This window comes from Paenibacillus lutimineralis (assembly GCF_003991425.1).
Taxonomy (GTDB): domain Bacteria; phylum Bacillota; class Bacilli; order Paenibacillales; family Paenibacillaceae; genus Fontibacillus; species Fontibacillus lutimineralis.
In genome coordinates this window covers 2,664,784-2,687,478 of record NZ_CP034346.1, presented here as the reverse complement: position 1 = coordinate 2,687,478, position 22,695 = coordinate 2,664,784, and the positions used below count along the sequence as shown (strand labels likewise).

Genomic DNA, 22,695 nt, shown 5'->3' with positions numbered 1-22,695 from the left:
AGAACAACCAATCAGCATTTATCCCTTATAGAGGTTGTTTAAAAAGTCCCCCTTTGATCACGAAGTAGAACTGGCAGCTTAATCGACATCGAATCTTGAATTCAGCCGGGCCTTCCGGTGCTCACGTACTCACTACGTACGCTCCGCTCCTCAGCCCCTAGCTTCATCCAACCTTCTCGGTGCTGAAAGTCTACTTTTTAAACACGCACTTTAGGGTTATGATCAAATCAATTTATTATTTTTGAAACTCAGCCTTTTGAGCTTCCAAATGTTTAGGAGTTGTCTCGAACATGCTGTCGATCAAGCCAGAAACCGTCATTTTCTCGGTTTGTTCAGCTTTCTTGATTTGCTCATTCACTTTAGCCTTAGCTTCATCTTTGACACGAGCTGTATCTTCTTCAGTCCAGAGGCCCTTCTTCTCCAAATATTTAGCAAGACGAGCGATTGGATCCTTCTCGTTCCATTGTCCTTCTTCTTCCTTCGTACGATATTTCGAAGTATCGTCAGACAAGGAGTGTGGACGGAAACGGTAAGTAACTGCTTCGATCAGTGTTGCTCCTTCTCCATTGCGAGCACGATCTGCAGCTTCACGCACAGCGCTGATTACTGCGAATACGTCCATACCGTCAACTTTGATACCACGGATGCCAGCAGCAACCGCTTTGTGAGCGATCGACTTAGCTGCGGTTTGCTTAGCGAAAGGAGTTGTAATAGCATAGCCGTTATTTTGCACGAAGAAAATAACCGGAAGATTGAATACTCCAGCATAGTTCAGCGCTTCGTAGAAGTCACCTTCGGAAGAACCACCGTCACCAGTGTAAGTAATAGCTACATGCTTCTGCTGCTTCAATTTGAAGCCCATCGCAATACCCATAGCATGAAGCACTTGAGCGCCGATAATGATTTGCGGCATCAATACATTTACGCCTTCAGGAATTTGTCCACCATGTTGATGTCCACGGGAATACAAGAATGCTTGATAAAGCGGAAGTCCGTGCCATACAAGCTGCGGCATATCGCGGTAGCCCGGGCAGACGAAATCTTCCTTGTCCAATGCGAATTCACTACCTACCATTGTAGCTTCTTGACCGGAGACAGGCGCATAGAAGCCCAGGCGTCCTTGACGGCCCAGGTTTACTGCACGGTCGTCCCAAGTACGGGTAAATACCATGCGATACATAAGTTCTTTCAATTGATCATCGGTTAAGTCAGGAGATTTCGCTTTGTTTATAATTTCACCGTCAGGCGACAACACAGACAAAGCTTCGACATCCTCCGTATATACTTCATAAGGAATCTTGCTCATTTTTTTCACCTCGACAAAAGATTTGAATATCATTGATCTCTGTTATAGAATTATTATACAACTGTTTTAGTCGTTAAGTCAAAGGAAATGCGCTTAAATAACTAAAATATTTATTTTTGTTTGTATAACAGATTAATCAAATTTATGTAACAGAGATCATGATTTGCGGATGTATGTAACACTCGTCCTAATGGTTATGTTAACTTAAATACATCTGCAAAGCAAAACAAAAGAGAAGGAGCGTACATGCAAAATGACAGATTCGCGCTATCTGAAACGAACCATAATTAAAGAAGAAATCGATAGTAAGCACCTGGGAGAGAAACGGTCCCTGCGTATCTACTTGCCTCCTGGCTATAATGAAGTGATCAGTTATCCGGTGGTTTACTGTCAGGATGGCGAAGAGTTCTTCAACTTCGGACGCATAGCCACAACGGCCAATCAGCTGATTCTAGATGAAGATGTGGATCCATTTATTATCGTTGGCGTAGAAGTAGACACCTCCGTTCGTACCGCGGAATATTCTCCGGAAGGAGATCGGTTTGAGGCTTACACGGCTTGCTTCATTGAAGAAATTATTCCCTTTGTAGAACGCAATTATCCCGTTCGCCGTACAGCACAGGAGCGCATTCTCGCTGGAGACTCGCTCGGCGGTTCTGTCTCTTTACATATCGCTATGAAAAACCGCACACTGTTTTCCAAAATCATCAGCATGTCCGGAGCGTACTATGAACCGTCTTTGAAATTAATCGCCGCCGAACAGGATTTATCCTATCTTTCCCTATATATGATTATCGGCTTACAAGAAGACAAGTTTACCAATTCTTTTGGAACTTACAATTTCGTGGAGTTGAACCGCGAAGCGAAGAAGCTGCTTGAAGAGCGAGGCGCTAAGGTGAAATATTTTGAGAAGGATGGCCAGCATCTATGGGGATTTTGGCAGAAAGAACTGCCTGAAGCATTGATGTATTTTTTAAAATAATAGGTGATAAAAAAAGAGCGGGCCGCGGGGATGATTAAACACTGCAGCTCGCTCTGTCTTTTTTGGGTTTCATTTCTGTACTATATAATTGTACACATGCTACATTTGCGCCTTCGTCTGATCATTCACGTTATCTTGATTCACTGGAGGATTATTCGCCATGGTTCCGAACTTCAGTGAACGGCGCGGCAGCTTCCATTTATAATATACGGACAGCATCCGGAAGGAAACCACCAGGGTGAATAGCACCAGCAAGCTTACGGTCGACTTGGCAACACCAAGCCCGATCACAAGTCCAGCGACAATAGACCAGACCGCATAAATCTCCTCTCGCAGCACGAGTGGCTTACGTCCGGCCAACAGATCGCGGATAATCCCGCCTCCGATCCCTGTTAGCATCGCGGCAACAACCACGGCCAGAATCGGATGCTTCATGCCAGTAGCGTAGAGCGCTCCTTGAATTGCGAATGCCGCCAGTCCGATGGCATCGAACCAGGCCTCTGTCTTCTTCCAGTGGTGAATCCACGATAAAGGCAGGATAAACGCGATAACAATCGATATAATTGCCAGTAGAAGAAGTCCTCCCTGGGACCATAACATGGTAACCGGGACACCGATGACGATATTGCGGACGATTCCTCCGCCGAAAGCCGTAACTAATCCTAATACAAGTACTCCTAGAATGTCGTACTCCTCTTCCATCGCCACGTAAGCGCCAGACAACGCGAAAGCAACCGTTCCTATGACGCTAAAAATCTCAAATAGTTCCATGCCCCGTACTTCACTGCCCTTTCTTCACGTCTCATCTCATTGCTTAATACATTGTAGACTCGCTTCCTTTAATTGTGCAAGGGATAAATTTAAATTATACTGAACAAAGGCGCAAAGCGTGATATAGAAAGGAAGAGTACGGATGGCAGCACAACGTGTACTTATTTTTGCCGGAGGATCGATCGATCCCTCTTTTATAGAAGAAATTCATTCAGATGATCTGATTATTGGTGCGGACCGGGGAGCGTTATTCCTTGTTGAACATGGTGTCAGGCCCCACTTCTCAGTCGGCGACTTCGATTCTGTAAGTCCCATTGAATTAGAGAACATTACTAAGCACAGTGAACAAATGTTGGCTTGCGACGCAATTAATAAGGATCTGACTGATACGGAGCTTGCCTTCGATATCGCTATAAAGCAGCGGCCAGAACAAATCGTCATGTTCGGCGTTACCGGTTCAAGACTCGACCATACACTGGCTAACATTCACCTGTTAGTTAAAAGCCTGGAGCAGCATATTCCATGCGCCATCCGGGATCACAACAATTATGTAACCTTAACCGATTCAAGCATTACGATTCAAGACCAGGGCTTCACTTATGTCTCTTTATTGCCCGTCACTACCGAGGTAACAGGTATTGATCTGACAGGCTTTCAATATCCATTACATAATGCCACATTAATAATGGGTCAATCACTTGCTGTAAGCAACCGCCTGGAAGACAAGGTAGGAACGGTCTCCATTCGCAGCGGTCTACTATTAATTATTCAAAGTAAAGATTGAAATATAATTAATACAAAATTGTAACCATCGAAAATCTCATATGATATCGAATAAAAACCTTGGAGGACCAAGGTTTTTTCATTGTTTTCACGACTATGAAACTGTCAAGAAATTAATATTTTGTAACTTTAATCATATTTTAATAATCACCATCAAATCCTTGGTATATCCAGTTTGAGCAACTCCGTACCAATTATTAGGATATTAAAGTTCTGTTATAGTTTATCTCGAGCCGGTTAACTTGATTCTGTTAACCAAAACTACTAAATCTATTTATAACACTTTGGAGGTAACTACAACATGAAAATGAACAACATATCCAAAAAACTATTGGTTGTCGGCCTTGCATCTACAATCGGATTTGGCGGATTCATGGTCACTGGCGTTGATGCGGCTTCGGCATCCGCTTCGAAGACAACTGCTGAAGCTACAGCAGTATCCAAGGGAACGCAAGTCGTCAACTTTGGTAAGACATTTATGGGAACCCCTTATAAATTCGGCGCTTCCACTTCTACTACAAAAGTATTTGACTGCTCTTCCTTCATGAAGCATATTTTCAAAAAATATGGCGTAACTCTGCCACGTACCTCTGCTGCTCAAGCGAAGGTCGGCAAAGCCGTATCTAAGAGCAATCTGAAGGCTGGAGACCTTGTATTCTTCTCCAGCGGAAGCCGTGCTAACGGCAAGAACGTAACTCATGTCGCAGTTTATATGGGCAACGGTAAAATCCTGCACACTTACGGCAAACCAGGCGTAACGATCTCCGATCTTAACTCCGGCAACTGGAAGAAGACTTACCTGAAAGCGCGCCGTGTACTTTAGTACTCAATAATCATTTTAAATTTTTAATAGTGCTTTATAAACCTTGTAACATCCTTATAACTGATCACCCAAACCTTGCATAAAACACCTTAACAATAACCGAGGGCTGCTCCCGTTGTGCCATATGGCCAGGGATCAGCCCTCATTGTATTATATAACCCGTTCCTCTTACGGTATGAATCAATTTGCGCGGCCGACCCTTGTCGATCTTCTTACGCAAATGTCTTATATACACATCAACTACATTTGTACCCGTAGCAAAATCATAGCCCCATACCTCCTGCAAGATCGCCTCTCTCTGACAAACCTCGCCTACTCTTTTGAGCAAATGCCTCAGCAGTTCATATTCCTTCGGAGTTAGACGGATCAATTCACCCGCCCGGAACACTTTACGACTCTTCAACTCCATTCGCAAATCCTCGAAGGACAGTTCATCCGAATGACCATCCATAATGCGGCGAAATAATCTAATCAAGCTGACTATCCGCGCATTAAGCTCTTCGATGGTTATATTTCCGCTCACAACCTCATTCGCGCCATATTGAAATGCCATCACGGTATCCGCTGTCTTCGCTAAGCGCTGCAATATGATAACAGGAAATGCTGGTTCATCACCTAGTCTAGTCATCATCTCGAGGACAAAAGGCAATTCGCCCGCAATTAAAATAACTTCTGGCGCCTCTCCGACGAGTTCCCGATCCAGTTGTTCAGAATCAAGGACTAAATGAACCTTGAATCCTACTCCTTTTAGATCATTCTGCCACTTCACCCCCCAATTATTATCCTCCGAGATTAGTACCAAGCTAGCCTTCATGTTGTCCCCCACCTTCCGTACCATCAAACTAACTGAATAAGAAACTGTTCTGTTCATCCTTGAATCATGACGTATTATTAAAGTGGTCAAAAAATAAACAAACCATTCCCGTATAAGTCGGGAATGGCCATTAATCTTAGAAATATGTTATCAGTCGTTAACCGAAATAACGGTCATATATGGCTTTGGCTTCAGCCGGTTCTTTTGTGCCGTGAATGAGCGCCCTTCCATCTGCAAACAAGACGATTCTTTGATCCCCGATAGAAAAGGACAGCAGATATGGATTCAGCTCAACCTGTCCTTCATCTAGTCTGCCCAGCGTCTGTGCCAGCTCAGGCAAGTTCAATTCCCTTGACTTCGCAGGACGGATCTGAACAGTATGTCTGCCGCACAGCACCTCTGTCTTTCTTGTGCCAGCAGCAGATAAATACGGATAATCCGCCGCTTCTCCGCAAGAGGCACAGTCGCTGCGCCGGGCAGAATCAACCTTGATCGTTAACTGCTCATTCTTCCACAGATCAAACGTCAGCAGCGTTCTACGTAAAGCGTACACATGACCCGTCAGTAGCTTGATAGCTTCTGTAACCTGGTGTGCAATGACTGTCTGTACCACGGAAGGGATAACACCAACCGTGTCGCACGTATCTCCTGCGGTCGATACCATCCCAAGCAGGCAATTCAGACATGGAGTTACACCCGGGAGGATCGTGTAGGTCATCCCGTAGCTGCCGACACATGCGCCGTAAATCCAAGGAATACGGTATTTCTGGGAGATATCATTGATCAGCAGGCGGGTATCGAAATTATCCGTCGCATCAAGAATGAGCTGGACACCGGGAAGCAGTCCCTCCAGTTCTTCCTTAGTAACATCAAGCACATGCGCTTCGATGTTCACTTCAGAATTGATGGCGGCAAGCCGCTCCTTAACCGCTACGGCTTTCGGTTTGCGAGAAGCAGCATCTTCCTCTGTGAACAGCTGCTGGCGCTGCAGATTGCTCCATTCTACATAATCGCGATCCGCTATCACCAGATGACCAATCCCGGAACGGGCCAAGGATTCAGCCAGCCCAGTCCCAAGCGCACCCGCTCCAATAATGAGTACCTTGGCATCAAGGAGCTTCTGCTGACCCGTTGTCCCTATAGGCCGGAACAGCTTCTGCCTCGAATACCGATCCTGCACAGGAACCACTCCTTTATACCAGATCACTGCAAATCCGCTTCTATTATGATCCTCTAACGAAACTACAGATCGTTATTTGCACAAAACAGCGATGCAAGAAATCTAACGAAACTACGGATCGCTATTTCCACAAAAACAGCGGTGTATAAAATCTAACGAAACACCATATCGTTATTCGAGCAAAATCACGGCTTTTACACTTAAATTTGCCATAATAACGATGCCCAGTTTCGTTACAATTTTTATCAGCCCTTTTTGGCCTAAATAGCGATACCACGTTTCGTTAGAGAGACTTTAAGTTACTTGTTAGACCATGCTTCGACGTCCCACACCTTCGTAACCCAATCTTCGTAGAAGTCGGGTTCGTGGGAGACGAGCAGAACGGTACCCTTGAATTCCTTGAGCGCGCGCTTCAATTCTTCCTTAGCTACGACGTCCAAGTGGTTCGTCGGTTCATCGAACAGAATCCAGTTCGTCTCGCGCATCATCAGCTTGCAGAGCCGTACCTTGGCTTGCTCGCCACCGCTCAGCGCCCGGAGCTGTCTCGTAATGTGATCATTCTTCAGGCCGCAGCGAGCCAGATGAGCACGCACCTCATGCTGATTCAGATGCGGGAACTCGTTCCACACATCATCGATTGGCGTTGAATTGCCAGGACGCACCTCTTGTTCAAAATAACTCGGGAACAGAAAATCCCCTTGATAGGTCTTACCGCTAACTGGCGGAATCACACCTAGAATCGTCTTAAGCAAGGTTGATTTACCTACCCCGTTACAGCCGACGATAGCGATTTTCTCACCGCGTTCAATCGTCATCGACATTTTCGGCAGCAGCGGATGTGTATATCCGATTTCAAAGTCTATACCTTCAAATACCGTCTTTCCACTGGCCCTGGATTCTTTAAAACCAAAGGTAGGCTTAGCCGCCTCCTCCGGCCTGTCGATCCGTTCCAGACGATCAAGCTGCTTCTCACGGCTCTTAGCTCGTCCAGAAGTCGAATATCTAGCTTTGTTGCGCTGGATGAAGTCTTCCTGTTTCTTAATAAATTCCTGCTGCTTCTCATACGCATCAATATGTTGATTTTTGCTGATGTCCGCCATATCCAGGAACTTGTTATAGTTTGCGGTATAGCGAGTCAGCTTGGCGAACTCCAGATGATAGATGACATTGACCACCTGGTTCATAAACTCCGTATCATGCGAGATCAGAATGAAAGCATACGGATAATTCTGCAAATAGTTAGTAAGCCACTGGATATGCTCTACGTCCAAATAGTTCGTAGGCTCATCAAGCAGCAATACATTGGGTTTCTCCAGCAACAGCTTGGCAAGCAGCACCTTAGTACGCTGTCCCCCGCTAAGCGCAGATACGTCGCGATCCAGACCGATCGCCGATAGACCGAGTCCGTTAGCCATCTCTTCAACCTTCACATCGATCAGATAGAAATCACCGATTTCGAGCTGCTCCTGAATATCCCCCATCTGTATGAGAAGCTCTTCCAACTCCTCCGGAGTGGCCTCACCCATCTTCTCCGTGATCTCCATCATTTCCTTCTCCAACTCAAGCAGCGGCAGGAACGCATCCTTCAGCACATCACGTACAGTCTTTCCTGGCGTCAATTTGGAATGCTGATCCAGGTAGCCGTAGCGAACCTTTGGCGTCCATTCCACCTTGCCCGAATCCCTCAACTGCTGCCCGGTCAAGATGTTCATTAATGTAGATTTTCCAACCCCGTTCGCCCCTACCAGACCTACATGCTCTCCGGCCAGCAGGCGAAAGGATACTTCCTTAAACAATGTGCGATCCCCAAAATTATGAGATACATTCTCGACTGTCAATAAGCTCATAGAAACTAAATAACCCCTTTATCATATAATTCATTATTATTTAATCCAGTGTTGCCCGTAAAATATCATTCTTCATGGTATCTGTCCGATTGCGGACATTCAAGAATTTATTGTAGCATAACAAACCGTCGTTCGTAACCTAGCAATTCATGCAATGTTATATCGAAATAGTCCGACGGAAATCGTTCTACATCAAACATGCTTCAACCGTTGGATGAATCGCTTAATAATCGGATTGGTCTGATTCTGAGTAGAGCTTACCCAGCCATAATAGACCGGATAATGATTCTCCAGCTCAATCGGTACAATATTATCAGGTAGCTCTTGATGGTTGAATGAGTAATCCAGACCAACTGTAAGCGCTAGACCGCCTAATACGGCCTTCTGAATTGCCGGAACATTGTTAGAAATGAACAAAACATCAAGCTCCCCGAACTTGGCCACGAACTCCGTGATGTAAGATCTGATATATTCGTCGTCGTACAATACGAGCGTATATTTCAGCAATTCCCGCGGATGAATGGACTTGCGCAGAGCCAATGGGGAATCGGATCTAACTCCGACAACCATCTTGCCCGTAAAGGTTCGTTCGAAACGCAGCGTCTTGGTCTGATTGATCTGCTTCTCATTCAGCGCGATGAATCCGATATCGATCTGACTGTTGTGCAGCTCATCAAGAATATCCTTCGGCCCCTTCTCAATGATCTGTATCTTCACATCTGGATAATCAATCTTGAAATCCGCGATCAACTCCATCAGCAAGTGCATGGGTCCAGGAATGGTCCCAATGAACAATTCCCCGCTTAATCGCTCACTATAATTGCCTGCTTCCTCTTTCAGACGCTTCACAAGGTTCATGATTTCGCCAGCAATCTCTATCAGTGCCTGCCCCTCAGCTGTTGGAACCGCTCCGATTCCGCGAGAACGATGGAACAGTACGACATCCAGTTCAGACTCAAGCATAGAAATGGATTGACTGACAGCAGACAAAGTAACATGCGCATGCTGCGCCGTCTTGGTCAGCGATTTCGTCTTAGCCACATCCACGATATACTCCAGCTGCTCCAGATTCATTTACAACCCGCCTCTCACAATTAGTGGTAGTCAAAAAGTCCGCTTTTATAAGAAAACCAATCGAGGCCAATACATGGATGAGCGACCGCGATCCAGAAGTAGGTTTTCTTGCGATATAGAATTTCATCAGCTACGCTGATAACGAGATTGTTAAGTAATATTTAATTGCAGATAAATATATATAAATTTTATTAAACAATGACATTTGTTACAATGAGCTCGAAGATAAATTACAACTTCAAGAAAGGTGGAGTTTTCATATGGATACTAAGAGAGTAGCAGTTATTACAGGTAGTGCAAGTGGAATCGGCAAATCAACCGCATTGAAGTTCGCCGCTGAAGGAGATCGCGTCGTCGTTGCTGACTTTAACGAACAAGCCGGACAAGCCGTCGTCGATCAGATCAAGGCAAATGGCGGAGAAGCTATTTGCGTTAAAACCGATGTATCGAAATATGAAGATGTCGAAGCTCTAGTTGACCAAGCCGTTAAAACCTATGGCCGGATTGACGTGATGTTCAATAACGCCGGAATCGGCCGTCTGACCCCTGTTCTGGATCAGAAGCTGGAAGACTACCATGCCGTTATTAACGTAAACCAACATGGGGTGGCCCACGGGATTATCGCCGCTGGCAAGAAGATGAGAGAAATGGGAATCCACGGCGTCATTATCAATACCGCTTCTGTATTCGGATTTCTGGCTTCTCCAGGAACCTTCGCCTATCATGCCAGCAAGGGCGCTGTCATTATGATGACGAAATCTGCAGCTCTTGAACTCTCTCCTCATGGCATCCGCGTTGTTGCTGTAGCTCCAGGTGCCGTAGATACACCAATTATTCAAGGCTATAAGGATCAAGGCTTAGTTGATGCAATGAAGTCCAAAGTAATGGGCAATAAGCTGACTATGCCTGAACAAATCGCGGATACCGTATACCTTCTCTCCACACCGAACGCAAGCGCTATTAACGGCAGCGTCGTTATGGCCGATGAAGGATATGCTTCTTTTAAATAACATAGCATACTACACAAACAGGCGCACACTCTTATCAGAGTGGCGCCTGTTCTATTATGGCCTGCAAATCGCTTCATAATAACCCCGTGCTGCCGCTTCCCGTTTGCGGGCGAACACTTCCTCGGTATTGTAGGGAAGCTCGCACTTTGGGAAATAATAGTACCTGATACCCGTTGCCGGATCGACTCCGCCTTCAATCCTTTCCGCTTTTCGCAGCCTACCGCCACCGAGAGCAAAGTTGTTATAGTAATGATTCCCTACGGGAATCCCCTGTAGAAAGGCAATAATTCCGACATCGTCCAATGTATTATTCCACTCCTCCTGAGGGATCGTCGGTAACGTGAAGGTGTAAGTAAAGCCTAATCGGGCGGTAAATTCATTATGTACAGCGATCACTTGCTGCAAATCCTCTTCGATCTGGCGCACGATGGTGGAACGTCTTACTTGATCGAATACTTCCGCATCCTGCAGCAGCGGCACGGCAGTTACAGGAGCAAGATCTTCTAACAATCCCCGCACCTCCTCACCAGTGGTTGAAGAAATAACCCTAATATAAGAATCCAGTGTAAAATCGACACTGTTCCTAGAGCCATCCGTGTATACGTAAGGCTTCTTCGGGTGCCAGCGATGTTCCAGCCTGGGCTCTCCATTTGCACTGCTGAATTCATCCAGTGCATAAATCCAATAGCCATCATAATCGATGACTACAATCGCGGGAATATATTTCATAAATGCGGCTTGAGCTAGCGAATCTTCTGCTATACCAAAGTTGATCGCGAGCGACTGTAGAAGGACGGACAGAGCCAGTTCTTTATCTGCCCGCATATATTTGTTCGAGTCGTAGCCCATCTCGAATTGCTGAAGTTCATTGCGGTTCAACACGTTTCCCGCATCCTGTACCGCCGTGCGAAGCGCAGTAGTATAGCGGATTTGCAGGCGATTGACCTCCTGCAAATCCGTGGAATACAGAGATAACGCCCTGAGAAATGGACCGACGATTAATACAAAGATGATGGCCCAATCAGTAATCTTCATTCAGAACCATCCCTCCATAATACATCGTCTGTGGTCCTCTCCCAGCCGTGGAAGAGGCCTGCAGGAATCCAGCTAGCACTTGATATAGAGATACCGAACGCCTCGTCAGAGCAACCGAGAAGAAATCGCCTGTTTCCAGCTTGTACAACCTATCAGTATCACCAATCGCCCCCGTATTAGAAAATAACCGACCAAGCAGTTCTTCCGTATAGTATGAATCATAGATTACACTGAATTGTTCCTGGAACGTGCTACTATCAGCTGGATCATCATATTCAGGATGATATTTCTTATGTCTGTGCTCCAGCTCCACCTCATAGACCTGGCCGGAAACAGCCAGCTCACGCACGAAGTCTTCAAACATGCCAGCAGACAAGTAACCTTTATTTCGCACGGCATCCGTAAACTGAACCATCGTATTGTACGTGGTCAATACTGAAATATTTTCTGCTCGCTCAGCGGACTGAACCGCCGGAAAAAGTACGATGAGGGCAACTACTAGCAGCGCCGCAACTATTTTGGACAGCGGATTACTCATGGAGCAACGCCTCCTGTAACACTGTAAAAGGAAAGTCTCCGCAGTTTCCCCATGTCATCATATTCGGCATCATAGGAATAACTGCGGTCTAGCTTAATGACAGTCAGCAATAAAGAAGAGATGTCGTCCGTCTCTGAGATGGAGATATCTTCAACCTGAAGGTGGACCCCATGATCTAGCCAATCTACCAGACCGTATAAAACCTGTGCTCCGGAGTAAGTGTCTTGCGTACGTTTCTCTTGATTCGCCCAGGTCTGCATATTTACACTGACCTTCTGATTCTGAATAAAGGGAACCACCCCTGCCAATACCAGAGCTTGTCGCTCGCTGTGATCCAAAGTATATATAAGTGCACCCATGCACAGTACCGTGGAACAGAGCAGCCACATCAAATCTTTGAGCGTACTGAACATTAAGGGGTCACTGTCGTCTGCGTAAAGATCAAGCCGCGCACGACATTGGAATTATCCTTAACAACCCGGGCCTTAAACTTCCCGCTCGGGTTCACATATTCATTTAATTTCTCATTCCATGAGTTGCTAATGTCTGCATTGCTCCTATTAATAACAGAACCAAAATCATCAGCATTGCCGGTAATATTTAGAGTATTGCCGTACCATTCCCCTTGGCGGTTCTTACCGGTAAGCACCTGAATCCCGAATTGGTCGCGTTCCTTAAATTTACGAAGCGCATTCGTTACCTGTGAACCGCTAACCGTCGTATCATCGTATACTGTAAAAGAGGCCTGCGACAGCTCTGTCTGAATGTCGGAGAAATTGTTCTGCGCCGTCTTCGTTGCCTCTTGCGCCGAGACGAACAAGACAACGACAATCGTAATCAATGCGATCGTCAGGAAGATTCCTGCCGCTACTTTTAATGCGGATGAAGCGTTATTCATACTTTAATTCCTCCTAATAAATATAGGTTCAAAACCTCTATAAATTTTGAATTTGTTGAAAATAGATATCCATCTGTTTGAAACTCATCCAAATTAGCGGAATGACTAAATAAGCAAAAATCAGTGAATACATCGGCACAAAACCGATCATTCGGCCCATTTCGGCCTTCATATCCAAATCCTTCTCATAATCTAGCCGTCTTCGCTCAAACTGAAAGCCCATCTCACTCTGTAGGTCATCAAACGCTTTTTTAATCGGTATTTTCTCTTCTGCCTGAATCAAGTGCTCGATCAAACGTTGGAACTCCTCCAACGCAGTCTCATCCTTCAATCCCAGAAGAGCCTCTTGAGCCCCTGCACTGTAATGAGATAAGCATTTCTCAATCGGAGCTTTAAAAATAACGGCATAGCTGTACAACCATTCCAATATTGCTTCCACCGAGATACGTTCGAACTCTCTTAAAATCATAATCATCGTCTGGAACTGGTACACCTCATGTCTCATATCTGTCAGCCTTAATCTGCGCTGGAATCGAAGCGTCCAGATCGGACTGTAATATCCGAGCATGGACAATATAAGGGAAAGCATGACCTCCCACCATTTCCAATATTCGGCTTGATAGCGATCCAGCTTGTCCATGATACGCTGCGTAATCGCAGTCGTCTTGCCTTCGTCCAGCTTCAGACCGATCTCCTTCGCTGCCGAAGTAACGATTGGCACTATAGCTTCATCATCTGCCGCTACGGACATCCCTGAACTCCGCAGGACCTGCCGGTCCAGCTCAACCATCTCTCTGGCATCCTTCGCTTCTTCTTTCGAGAGGGAGCCAAGAAATACGTAGCTTGTTGGCGGCTCAGCGATAATCCATTCCTTACTCTTCCAATGCGTCCAGCTAATCGAGCACACTACGACGAACAGACATCCAACAAAAATAGCGATTCGTCTTACCTGCAGCAATTCAACACGCAGGTTCTGATTCGTCTCCTTAAGTAGTTCGGCGATATGATCATAACGAATTGATCCAGGTGGTGGACAGAACCAGCCCACAATCATTCTTACTACCTTCGAGCGATAGGCCTTCGCCTCCCAAGAGGAAATATCGGAGTCGGCGCGATAGGCTGTAGCTTCCTCACTTTTTAATTTCTGCAGAAGGATGTAGCTGAGCAATATAATAATAAATAGGCCGATATGAATAGAGATTCCGAGCTTGCTCAAATAAAACTGATCCATCAGCGGAAAATTCCGCCGTGCCCAAAGTTCGATCGGCTTCGTGAAGAGAATAGGAGCTAATGCAATTAAGCTGAGCCCTTTTAGCAAATAGTCAAGCTTATTCCTACGCATCAGCTCAAGCTGAATCTCCCCGGTCAGGCTGGAGATCCCGCGCAAATATAGCGACCCCTGCTGTTCATCCTTGCGGTCTCCGTATTCCATGATCAGCCGGGAGATCGAAGCAAATCCCTTCAAGAAGCGATTCGGCGCCGTCTCATAATAGCGATCAAGCTCCTTATCCGGTTCAGCTGAAGTCAGGGCGTCATAGATCCTCTCCCCATGTCTGACGATTTCCTCACTCGAGCTCTCATTCGCCTCATCGATCGCATCCGCAACCATTTCATGAGCATGATAGGCATGTCTAACTGCAGTGAACCACTGCAGCATTTGCAGCAGCAACTTCTTCTCCAGCCTTCCTACATAACCTTCGAGCATGAGCCCATGAATAACGGCAACGGTAATTATGACAGTGAGAAAGAACAGCACGTTCGGATGCATCAAAGTCAACGAGACAATCGCCATCCCGGATATACCCAGTAGCAAATATACAAGCTTCATCGTCTGGCGCCTTAATTCGAATTCATCCGATGTCTTCAGCAGCGAAATACGACCACGAACCTTAAGCACATATAACCTCAAGGGCGGCACTTTCATCGATATGGCATAGGATCGTAACAGTAAAGTCGCCACGACTGACTTCAATCTGGACAAGAATCCTGGCGCTGCAGCCGCTGTATCCATTGCTACTCCGAGCTCTCCTGCCTTCTTCTCTTCACGCCTGCGAATCTCTAAAGCGATCAAATAAACGCCGCCAAATAATAGAAATGATATAAATGCGATCCACAACAAGACCGATTTAAGCTCCAATCTGCTCCCCCCAATACTGAGACAGAAATTGCTCGAAACGGAGGGCATCTTCCGGTAGCATCTCACGCTGCATTTCATTACGGCAACAATCCGTTATCGGTTGAACGATCCGGTATCCACCATCGATATATTCGACAATCGTCCTCGCCTGATAGGTTCGCTCCCCGGTAAATATATCTGCTTCGCCATCACTCCGGCGGCTGCACTCAGTAATCCTTTCGATATAGCGATTGCCATGAATATCTCTGCGCAAATGGATGTCAAAGTCGATAACCCCGGCGACCTGTAGTTCGGCAACCCGTTCATCCCGGAAGACTCCCGTCTTCAATAATGAGTTCCGTAAAGAATCGACCAGATCAGGGAAGGTCTTGGCATGATGTGTGAAGACGGTAAAGAGACTAGCCACCTGTGCCATTTGAATCATCCAGGAAGCGACCTCATCCGAAGCTACCTCACCAAGAATATGCACCGTCCCGTCTGTCTTCTTCTGCAAGTCAAGGCCTGCTTGTCCACTTACATATTCCGTCTCCCGGAAACTGAGTATATTTCTAGCACTATACAGCTTCCGCAGATTCAACTCGAAGGACATCTCCTGAACACGCAGTGTGTAAGACGCATAGATGTGTTTAACCAGCGCCATTAACAGCGTCGTTTTGCCTGAGCCCTGTGACCCCGTAATTGAAGTGATTCGACTACCCTTCATTAAATATTTCAGAAGCTGAATAGGAATTTCTGCGCCATGGCCCTGTATTAATTGCTCGAGCGCCGCTCCCTGGGTATCGAATTTACGAACGAAGAAGGCCCATGTCTCTGCAAACGGAGGCCGGACAACGACGACCCGGGAACCATCCTTCATATCGTTCACCTTAAATCCGCTGGCCTCTGACAATTGACCTGGCAAATTGTATTTATATATATTTTGACAGATCCTCCTGAGCTCGAACTCGCTGCCGAAGGATAAGAAAGGAAGTCTAATGCTCTTGCCTTTATAAAATATCCATACACTCTCCCATACCTGGGAGACTTCTCGCCCATCTTCGTCCAATGGAGCACTAGGAACAGTTCCAAACCCGGCTCTGTTAACATCGCCCAGCTCATTACCAAACTGAACCGATTCGGATATTCCACTTACTCCGCCGCTTACTCCGTCGATTCGCTGCTCAAGTATACTGTCGACTACAGAGAAACCCTTATACGACTGATAGATGCGCTGGACAATGATATCCAGCTTCTCTTCGAAGCTTAGCTGTCTGTATTCCCTACCGAAGCAATAATCGATATCCTCGACGCTAATTTCGTACATATATCCCTCCTCTTCTTCGTTCGTCTGCTTCGGTTCGTCGAGTTCGTATTCCTCAATCAGAACCGACAGCGCATCATCACCGTATCTTTGGCGATAAAGATAGAAAATGATCTCGAACCGATCCTGGTGCGTCAGCCTGGCGGGCTGATGAAAAGGAATAATATGCTCGATGCTCTCCTCCGTAACCCCGTATCCTTCAAGCAGCAAATCGCGGATATAAGATTGAACGAATCGCTTGTCGCTACGGTCCCCATAAGTACATCCCCGCAGCGCCTGGCGCAATTCTGTTCTCGCTTTCACTTTACGGGCCCAGGTCTCCTCTCCCATCCCCCACTGATTGATCTTGTTGCGGCTTAATTCATGCAGCTGAAACTTCACATAGGCGATAAGATCGGGCAAGCTATAGCGTTCATGGGTCACCTTGCTCGTAAATTTATGTTCAGACACCGCTCTGGCCCTAAGCCAGACAAGAAGGAGCGCCAGAAGCATGATCAAAGCAATCCCAATCCCGTTCGTAAGTCGATCCATTGCTAGGCCCCCTTATCATCAGATAGCGATGACGGAGGCATATATCTGTCTGACGCAGCGGCCATTGCGCCACCAATCTGCTGCAGAGCTTCCAGCAGGGTCCCGCGCTTTGTCCCCATTCGGCCAGGCAGCTGTATTCGGCGGAAATACCGGAGCAGGTCATGTTCATTCCAAGCATCAGCGAACCCGGTATCATAAGCGATGCCATGCAGAGGAATTTCACAGCCATAATACCGTTTGATATTCGCAATATTCCATTTGGCCTGGCGATCGTAATGGCGGAGGATGATGCCTTTTACCTTGTTCTTTGCTACCTCAGAGCAAGAACGGTAATATGCAAAAAATTGGTCCAGTTCGGTTCGATTCTGTTGCAGTACAGGTAGCAGCAGCGCCTCCTCCGTTTCGGCAACAGGCAGCGTTATGCCTCTCCGATGCAGGAATACAAGTTCATATACATCCTCTGCAACTGCATATAGCTGCTGCAGCGCAACGTCTGCCTGCTTGCCCAGCCCTCCCCTTGCACCAGGGATGAGGTCAAGACGGCTGTTAATCAGCGGTCTAGTATAGTCCGCGAAGTTATACCGCGATAAGCGCCGATTCATAAGTAGCCGCAGTAGGGCTTCCGTCCCTGTCTCTGTAATCTTTGAGCCATCTCTAACAGCTATTTCGTCATATACAGGAAAACCCTGCTCTACTCCCTGCCCTATATCATCTTCATTAATCACCAGTATGCGCCGCCTCTGGTAGAGCGAAGTAACAATGGCTATGGCGGCAGCAATATCCGCAGCACCGTTATAACCGTAATCCCAAACAACAATTCGACTCATATGGCCCTCCTTCTTGCACTGCGCATTGCCCTTTTTGCTTCGCTTCTTGTCCATCCGGTCAACTGTACGGTTAGAGAGATCAGGGCTCTTCTATAAGAGCGGGTGATTCTATGAATATGAAGCATATGCTCATGCCCGTTCTCATAATGGATGGCTGTATTAAGCTCATTCCAGGGAATGCACGCTACGTCTGTATTCCACTCTATCGGTAAATCCTCTGTCAGACTCATCATGTAATTTGCGGTTAGGTAACTCTCTACCGTTCTTATCAGAACAGGATGAACAAGGACTCCCGCTAGTATAGGATCCGAGCGAAGCCATTGTCTGAACCAGTCAGCACTTCGTTCCACCTCATAATGATCAAAAGTAGTCACCCATATAATCTGATCCATTTGTGAGCAGAGTCCTTCCGCCTTTGGCTGATCCAGCTCATAATCATACAATAAATAATCATAACTCTCGGCATTAATATGGATGGCTTCCGGCAATCCTGTTCCTTCTTCCGAAGCTTCTAGCTCTCCATTTGTGATATCGAAGCCACAGAACTCAATTAGTGGTAAAACCCCCTCCCTATTGCGGGCAAGATATTGATATTTACTCTCAACCGTTCGATCTACAAGTAACACACGCTGTCCGGCCGCAGTGAGCAGCTTGCATATGTAGAGAATAAGCTCCCGCTTATCACTCACCCCGGCAAATAACCAACGTTTCATCCGATCCCCTCCTATAGACCTGGATATCCCATCAATTCAACCGATTACTGGTGTCTATTACTTCCCAGCATCGAGCACAAATGAATCGCTCCGCTCTTGTGAGGTGCGAACGGATGTAGAAGAAGATTTCTGACTCATAAATTCAGCCGCTCGCTGCGACGTCACCAATGCCAAATCTCCTTCCAGACCTGCTCTTATCGAAGCAGTTAGAGCGTGCTCCGCCATATCTATGATGTTCGGATCCTTGCGGATCACCTGAAGCACCGCATCGCTCGGCGGATACGTCGGTATCGCTTCCCGCTGTAGATACGGCTCCACATACTTAAGGGCATAAATAGAGGCTTTATGTAAATAAGCGTCGACGATCCCGCTGGACAACAGCAGAATCTCCTCTTCATTGAGGGTCGATGTCACTACACCTGGGGCGAGTGATTCAACCCGCTTCTTGGACAGCAGGATGTAATCCTGTCCGGTTGGGAACTGAATCCGAATATCGACGACATCCTTCTGCTCCAATTCACCTGGCAGTTGGATGAAACCCATCTCGCGATAACGAAGATCGTCAGAGACTGCCCCCTCCTCAAATAACAAGGAGCCGGTAAGTAGGGTATTAGGTGCGACCGTAATTTTGGCGGCCTTGCCGATGATATCTTCAGAGGCCTTTAACCAATCGCCCGGAACGCTGTTCACGGGCAGGTCAATCGAAGCCAGATCCTGTCTCGTAATGCGTTCCCCTGCGGGGATTTCCCGTGATAAAGTCCAGCCGGTGACAACAGCACCCGAAGCCTGCTTTAAGGCCGATATTTCGTCCTCATACTGCTTCGCGATAGATATCCGCATCTGCTCCAATTGGCTGGAAGCATGGATAGCATACCCTGCAAAGGCAACTCCGACGATTCCCGCACCGACAATGCCAGCATAAATAACTTGCCTTGTTCGTTTTCTAATCATCTACATTCTCACTTCCTCTTTATTACTTTTTACTCGATAGCCAGAATCCACGTTTGACCGGACGAATGCCTTGAGGCAGTACTTCACTGCATGCCTGTAGCAGTGCCATCTCCATGGCCTGTCCAGGAACGAACGGATTACTCTCAGCTGGCAGAGTAAAGACCTGCTTCGTATCCAATGATTTCTGCAGCCTGCTAACGTCTGTTCCTGTCGCAAGCGGAAGGCAGTATACCGGCGATCGCTTGATCTGACCCGGAGCATCGGTGGAGAACAGCTCCAATTCATCGACCCTCCATGCAACAGCTGAGCCTACCAGAATCGCCAGATCCGCCCTAACAAATTCCTCAAGCAGATCCTTGCGTCTGCTGGAACCCAGATCACAAATGAGATAGGTATAGTCCTCTGCGAATAGATCAAGCATCTCAACGCGTGAGCTGGTTCTTATATAATCAACTCCTTCCATACGGGCACGTCGATTGGGTAGCTGCCTGGAATGCCTCCCTTCCGCCCCCAGTCTGTGGAAAATCCGTTCGAACGCCGTTGCCCGGGGATCAAGCTCCAGTACAGCGACTCTTCGGGAATATCTGGCCAACGAATGAGCTAGTGAAACCGCTGTATGCGTCGCCCCGACTCCCGGACCTGCCCCCATCACAGCGATAACGATAGAACGGCCAGGGACAACTTCCCCTGCCTCCTCCGCCCTCACTTTGTTCCTGACTCTAACACCACCAGCTTGTGGACGCTCGAGCAGCTTGGCTAACGCAGCACCCGCTTCCTGCGCAGTCTGGAAACGCTCCTCTGGGAAGCTATGCAGCAATTTCTCAATAGTAGGAGCAAGCCTAGAAAATCCATTCTTAGCAAGCAGATTCATGGCCTCTGTCGTGAATTCCGTATACTTGCAATGAGTTCCCAAATATAGCAATACCGCACCCAAAGAATACAAATCTGCCCTTCCATCGCTCTGACGACCGCCATATTGCTCTGGGGCCGCAAATCCAATCGTCCCCAGCTTAATCGTATCCTCAAGTCCATCGGGCCTAAATTTGCGGGCAATGCCGAAATCAACAAAGCGGATCTCGCCCTTACCGTCAATCAACAGATTCGAGGGCTTCAGATCGCGATGAATAATCGGCGGTTTGCGACTGTGCAGATAATGCAAGCCTTCGCAAATCTGTACTCCAATCCCGATCAGCATTTCCAGCTTGAAGCTTCGGCCTAGCCTTCGCACATGCTGGTCAAGATGAACCCCTTCAATGTAGTCCATGACAAGATAAGAACGGCCTTCCGAATCACTGGACCAGAAATCGACGATCCGCGGCAGGCGATGGTGATTCATCGCGATCAAAAGGGCGGCTTCTTCCTCCAATTGCAGCTCTCTTGGCATACGAGCCGTCATCTCCTTGATCGCCCACAGCTTCCCTGGAAGCTTCAAATCCCCAGCTAGATACACATGGCTCATGCCACCCTGTCCGATCAAGTGCTCGATCCGGTATCGTCCTGCTATAACATCCCCTTCAGCAAGCATCGCGATATGCGACAAGCGATAACCTCCTTTGCAACACAAAAAGGGAAAGCAATCAAGTTCAGCTCAGATTAACCGAGACTAAACGGGATGCTTTCCCTATTGTTATTAATGTATAATTTTGGAATCAGTATAGCATAAACTCACAAGAAGTAAAGCTCTTTTTTTAGAGGAACTTTAAAAAGAATTAATTCATTGCATTAATATTTAATCATATATATCGTAATTTCATCACGGTTATGGAACAGCTGTTTTGCACGCTGAACCTGCATCTGCGCCGCCTCAAACAGTGATATAACTTCCTGAATAAGCGCCATTGGCTTCTTACTCATCAGCTTAACAGTAACGACTGCCGTTCCGCCCGGAACGAGTGCATACAGCAAATCGATAACCATTTTGGCCGTCTGCTTCGGATTCCAACTCATGTCGCATACGAGCAAATCGAACTCTCCATCGCGGAATTTAACGCTGTCTGCATTTTTACGGATATGAGTCAGCTGGGGTGAAGCCAATATCGATGGATGCATTTTCGCCGGATCAACCGCCGTTACCTTAAGGCCTCGCTCCAACAGGAACGAAGACCAGCCTCCCGGAGCAGCCCCGATATCAAGCGCTTCATGAAAAGCCGAAAAGTTAATATCAAAGACCGATTCTGCTTCCAGCAGCTTGAACTTCGCCCGTGAAATCTGGCCTTCCTCACGCTGGAATCGGATCGCTCCGCCATTCCAGTCAGATAAATTCTGTCGCGGCGTAGAGATTCCTGCCAGGACTTGATCCTTGCTGATGAATACGGATATGATCCAATCGGCATCTCTTACCACAAACTCAGCTCCGAGTTCATCCAGCCGCGTCTGAAGCATGTCTTTGAGTGATACAGCACTTTCCTGCCATAATGCACTCTCCGATTTCCGTGGCTGAATAGCGACCCTTGCTCCTTTTAACCGCTCATCATCCAAAAGATATTGAACAAATCCATTCTCCCAGGCTTGGCCTGAATTCTCTTCGTTAATCGTCCATTGCCAACCTACCGGAAACATATGACGCAAAAATAGCGGCTGCACGTCAGCAAACTGTCTCTCAATTTCTTGTGGCTCTTGTGGTAGAGTAACCAGCAGCACCTCTCCAGGCACAAGTACGGTACTCTTAACCGAGCCAAATAATCTACGCAGCTCCTCTTGAGCATACGGAGCAAATCCATGATTCGCTGTACACACATATCGTGCCGATGTAATGGTCTGCGCCTCATCTGTATTATCTTGTATGTGAATATTCAAGTTGTGCAACCTCTCTTACTTTCCAGCACGCTGTTCTTCCTGACGCGCAATAGCGTCCAGACGCTCGAACGGAATCGGGCAGTTATGCAGTACGACGTGCTCCGGTTTATTTTGATACAAAATTTCGTACATGCTCTTCTTGCCGCACATACTTGAAGTGTGTAAATAGATTTCACGGGGATACAGACCCTCCCTAGCGATAGCAACCGCCACTTCGGTACCGGTTTTCTCATCTGGGCCCATATCATGATCCAGCGATAAAATATCAACTTCAGTCAATCGCAGCAGCTCAATGCATTCTTCTACTGAGCGCGCTAATGTAAACCCTTTTGGACATCGTCGAAAGTCGTCCATATATACATGAATCACGTTATTCTTC

The 22,695-nt window shown here is 46.9% G+C and carries 22 protein-coding genes; 4 read left to right on the top strand and 18 right to left on the bottom strand.

Features of this window, described 5'->3' with window-relative positions; translation table 11 throughout:
* Window positions 1-235: 235 nt before the first annotated feature.
* A complete protein-coding gene (gene pdhA / locus EI981_RS11405; protein ID WP_126998197.1) occupies window positions 236-1,306 on the bottom strand; it encodes a pyruvate dehydrogenase (acetyl-transferring) E1 component subunit alpha in 1,071 nt (356 codons plus the stop codon).
* Window positions 1,307-1,559: 253 nt separating this feature from the next.
* On the opposite strand from pdhA, the gene EI981_RS11400 reads away from it, so the two are divergent.
* Window positions 1,560-2,288, top strand: coding sequence for an alpha/beta hydrolase (locus EI981_RS11400; protein WP_068781551.1), 729 nt, complete (start codon window positions 1,560-1,562; stop codon window positions 2,286-2,288).
* A 99-nt stretch (window positions 2,289-2,387) separates the two neighbouring features.
* Here EI981_RS11400 and EI981_RS11395 read toward each other — a convergent pair whose 3' ends face one another.
* Entirely contained in the window at window positions 2,388-3,059 is a 672-nt protein-coding gene (locus tag EI981_RS11395) for a trimeric intracellular cation channel family protein (RefSeq protein WP_126998195.1), read from the bottom strand.
* A gap of 142 nt (window positions 3,060-3,201) precedes the next feature.
* Here EI981_RS11395 and EI981_RS11390 point away from each other — a divergent pair, with 142 nt between their 5' ends.
* On the top strand, window positions 3,202-3,843 hold the full coding sequence (locus tag EI981_RS11390) for a thiamine diphosphokinase (protein WP_126998192.1): 642 nt from the start codon (window positions 3,202-3,204) through the stop codon (window positions 3,841-3,843).
* 300 nt (window positions 3,844-4,143) lie between these two features.
* Complete coding sequence (locus EI981_RS11385) at window positions 4,144-4,665, top strand: C40 family peptidase (protein ID WP_126998190.1); 522 nt, start codon at window positions 4,144-4,146, stop codon at window positions 4,663-4,665.
* A 142-nt stretch (window positions 4,666-4,807) separates the two neighbouring features.
* Here EI981_RS11385 and EI981_RS11380 read toward each other — a convergent pair whose 3' ends face one another.
* The 4 genes from EI981_RS11380 to EI981_RS11365 form a co-directional block, all read right to left on the bottom strand.
* The gene (locus EI981_RS11380) at window positions 4,808-5,479 is read right to left on the bottom strand and encodes a winged helix-turn-helix domain-containing protein (protein WP_126998188.1); all 672 of its coding nucleotides are present in this window, start codon (window positions 5,477-5,479) and stop codon (window positions 4,808-4,810) included.
* Window positions 5,480-5,636: 157 nt separating this feature from the next.
* Entirely contained in the window at window positions 5,637-6,686 is a 1,050-nt protein-coding gene (locus EI981_RS11375; protein WP_126998186.1) for a ThiF family adenylyltransferase, read from the bottom strand.
* Window positions 6,687-6,958: 272 nt separating this feature from the next.
* Window positions 6,959-8,506, bottom strand: a complete 1,548-nt coding sequence (locus EI981_RS11370) for an ABC-F family ATP-binding cassette domain-containing protein (protein ID WP_126998184.1) — start codon at window positions 8,504-8,506, stop codon at window positions 6,959-6,961.
* A 192-nt stretch (window positions 8,507-8,698) separates the two neighbouring features.
* Window positions 8,699-9,580, bottom strand: a complete 882-nt coding sequence (locus EI981_RS11365) for a LysR family transcriptional regulator (protein WP_126998182.1) — start codon at window positions 9,578-9,580, stop codon at window positions 8,699-8,701.
* 260 nt (window positions 9,581-9,840) lie between these two features.
* Between EI981_RS11365 and EI981_RS11360 the strand changes: the two genes are divergently transcribed.
* A complete protein-coding gene (locus EI981_RS11360; protein ID WP_126998180.1) occupies window positions 9,841-10,590 on the top strand; it encodes an SDR family NAD(P)-dependent oxidoreductase in 750 nt (249 codons plus the stop codon).
* Window positions 10,591-10,644: 54 nt separating this feature from the next.
* Here the strand turns inward: EI981_RS11360 and EI981_RS11355 are convergent, their stop codons facing one another.
* From EI981_RS11355 to EI981_RS11300, 12 genes are all read right to left on the bottom strand, one after another.
* Complete coding sequence (locus EI981_RS11355; protein ID WP_126998178.1) at window positions 10,645-11,625, bottom strand: hypothetical protein; 981 nt, start codon at window positions 11,623-11,625, stop codon at window positions 10,645-10,647.
* The gene (locus EI981_RS11350; RefSeq protein ID WP_126998176.1) at window positions 11,612-12,163 is read right to left on the bottom strand and encodes a hypothetical protein; all 552 of its coding nucleotides are present in this window, start codon (window positions 12,161-12,163) and stop codon (window positions 11,612-11,614) included. Before EI981_RS11350 ends, EI981_RS11355 begins: the two co-directional genes overlap by 14 nt.
* A complete protein-coding gene (locus tag EI981_RS11345) occupies window positions 12,160-12,576 on the bottom strand; it encodes a hypothetical protein (protein ID WP_126998174.1) in 417 nt (138 codons plus the stop codon). The genes EI981_RS11350 and EI981_RS11345 overlap by 4 nt, the downstream gene beginning before the upstream one ends.
* Entirely contained in the window at window positions 12,576-13,061 is a 486-nt protein-coding gene (locus EI981_RS11340; RefSeq protein ID WP_126998172.1) for an ABC transporter permease, read from the bottom strand. The genes EI981_RS11345 and EI981_RS11340 overlap by 1 nt, the downstream gene beginning before the upstream one ends.
* Before the next feature lie 37 nt (window positions 13,062-13,098).
* The gene (locus EI981_RS11335; RefSeq protein WP_126998170.1) at window positions 13,099-15,198 is read right to left on the bottom strand and encodes a hypothetical protein; all 2,100 of its coding nucleotides are present in this window, start codon (window positions 15,196-15,198) and stop codon (window positions 13,099-13,101) included.
* Window positions 15,188-17,029 (bottom strand): ATPase, T2SS/T4P/T4SS family, encoded by a 1,842-nt coding sequence (locus EI981_RS11330; RefSeq protein WP_126998168.1) that lies wholly within the window; start codon window positions 17,027-17,029, stop codon window positions 15,188-15,190. The genes EI981_RS11335 and EI981_RS11330 overlap by 11 nt, the downstream gene beginning before the upstream one ends.
* A 2-nt stretch (window positions 17,030-17,031) precedes the next feature.
* Entirely contained in the window at window positions 17,032-17,856 is an 825-nt protein-coding gene (locus EI981_RS11325) for a hypothetical protein (RefSeq protein ID WP_126998166.1), read from the bottom strand.
* Complete coding sequence (locus EI981_RS11320; protein WP_126998164.1) at window positions 17,853-18,569, bottom strand: hypothetical protein; 717 nt, start codon at window positions 18,567-18,569, stop codon at window positions 17,853-17,855. The genes EI981_RS11325 and EI981_RS11320 overlap by 4 nt, the downstream gene beginning before the upstream one ends.
* Window positions 18,570-18,626: 57 nt before the next feature.
* Complete coding sequence (locus tag EI981_RS11315; protein ID WP_126998162.1) at window positions 18,627-19,520, bottom strand: SAF domain-containing protein; 894 nt, start codon at window positions 19,518-19,520, stop codon at window positions 18,627-18,629.
* A 22-nt stretch (window positions 19,521-19,542) separates the two neighbouring features.
* Window positions 19,543-21,060: a serine/threonine protein kinase gene (locus EI981_RS11310; protein WP_227011800.1), complete on the bottom strand. Its 1,518-nt coding sequence runs from the start codon at window positions 21,058-21,060 to the stop codon at window positions 19,543-19,545.
* A 182-nt stretch (window positions 21,061-21,242) separates the two neighbouring features.
* On the bottom strand, window positions 21,243-22,316 hold the full coding sequence (locus tag EI981_RS11305; protein ID WP_227011799.1) for an SAM-dependent methyltransferase: 1,074 nt from the start codon (window positions 22,314-22,316) through the stop codon (window positions 21,243-21,245).
* 15 nt (window positions 22,317-22,331) lie between these two features.
* Window positions 22,332-22,670 carry a cyclic-phosphate processing receiver domain-containing protein gene (locus EI981_RS11300; RefSeq protein WP_218653101.1) on the bottom strand — a complete coding sequence of 113 codons (339 nt, stop codon included), beginning with the start codon at window positions 22,668-22,670 and terminating at the stop codon, window positions 22,332-22,334.
* Window positions 22,671-22,695: the final 25 nt, after the last annotated feature.

Coding starts and splice junctions, on each gene's coding strand:
- pdhA (WP_126998197.1), bottom strand. CDS start 1,306: ATGAGCAAGATTCCTTATGAAGTATATACGGAGGATGTCGAAGCTTTG.
- EI981_RS11400 (WP_068781551.1), top strand. CDS start 1,560: ATGACAGATTCGCGCTATCTGAAACGAACCATAATTAAAGAAGAAATC.
- EI981_RS11395 (WP_126998195.1), bottom strand. CDS start 3,059: ATGGAACTATTTGAGATTTTTAGCGTCATAGGAACGGTTGCTTTCGCG.
- EI981_RS11390 (WP_126998192.1), top strand. CDS start 3,202: ATGGCAGCACAACGTGTACTTATTTTTGCCGGAGGATCGATCGATCCC.
- EI981_RS11385 (WP_126998190.1), top strand. CDS start 4,144: ATGAAAATGAACAACATATCCAAAAAACTATTGGTTGTCGGCCTTGCA.
- EI981_RS11380 (WP_126998188.1), bottom strand. CDS start 5,479: ATGAAGGCTAGCTTGGTACTAATCTCGGAGGATAATAATTGGGGGGTG.
- EI981_RS11370 (WP_126998184.1), bottom strand. CDS start 8,506: ATGAGCTTATTGACAGTCGAGAATGTATCTCATAATTTTGGGGATCGC.
- EI981_RS11365 (WP_126998182.1), bottom strand. CDS start 9,580: ATGAATCTGGAGCAGCTGGAGTATATCGTGGATGTGGCTAAGACGAAA.
- EI981_RS11360 (WP_126998180.1), top strand. CDS start 9,841: ATGGATACTAAGAGAGTAGCAGTTATTACAGGTAGTGCAAGTGGAATC.
- EI981_RS11355 (WP_126998178.1), bottom strand. CDS start 11,625: ATGAAGATTACTGATTGGGCCATCATCTTTGTATTAATCGTCGGTCCA.
- EI981_RS11350 (WP_126998176.1), bottom strand. CDS start 12,163: ATGAGTAATCCGCTGTCCAAAATAGTTGCGGCGCTGCTAGTAGTTGCC.
- EI981_RS11345 (WP_126998174.1), bottom strand. CDS start 12,576: ATGTTCAGTACGCTCAAAGATTTGATGTGGCTGCTCTGTTCCACGGTA.
- EI981_RS11340 (WP_126998172.1), bottom strand. CDS start 13,061: ATGAATAACGCTTCATCCGCATTAAAAGTAGCGGCAGGAATCTTCCTG.
- EI981_RS11330 (WP_126998168.1), bottom strand. CDS start 17,029: ATGGATCGACTTACGAACGGGATTGGGATTGCTTTGATCATGCTTCTG.
- EI981_RS11325 (WP_126998166.1), bottom strand. CDS start 17,856: ATGAGTCGAATTGTTGTTTGGGATTACGGTTATAACGGTGCTGCGGAT.
- EI981_RS11320 (WP_126998164.1), bottom strand. CDS start 18,569: ATGAAACGTTGGTTATTTGCCGGGGTGAGTGATAAGCGGGAGCTTATT.
- EI981_RS11315 (WP_126998162.1), bottom strand. CDS start 19,520: ATGATTAGAAAACGAACAAGGCAAGTTATTTATGCTGGCATTGTCGGT.
- EI981_RS11300 (WP_218653101.1), bottom strand. CDS start 22,670: ATGGACGACTTTCGACGATGTCCAAAAGGGTTTACATTAGCGCGCTCA.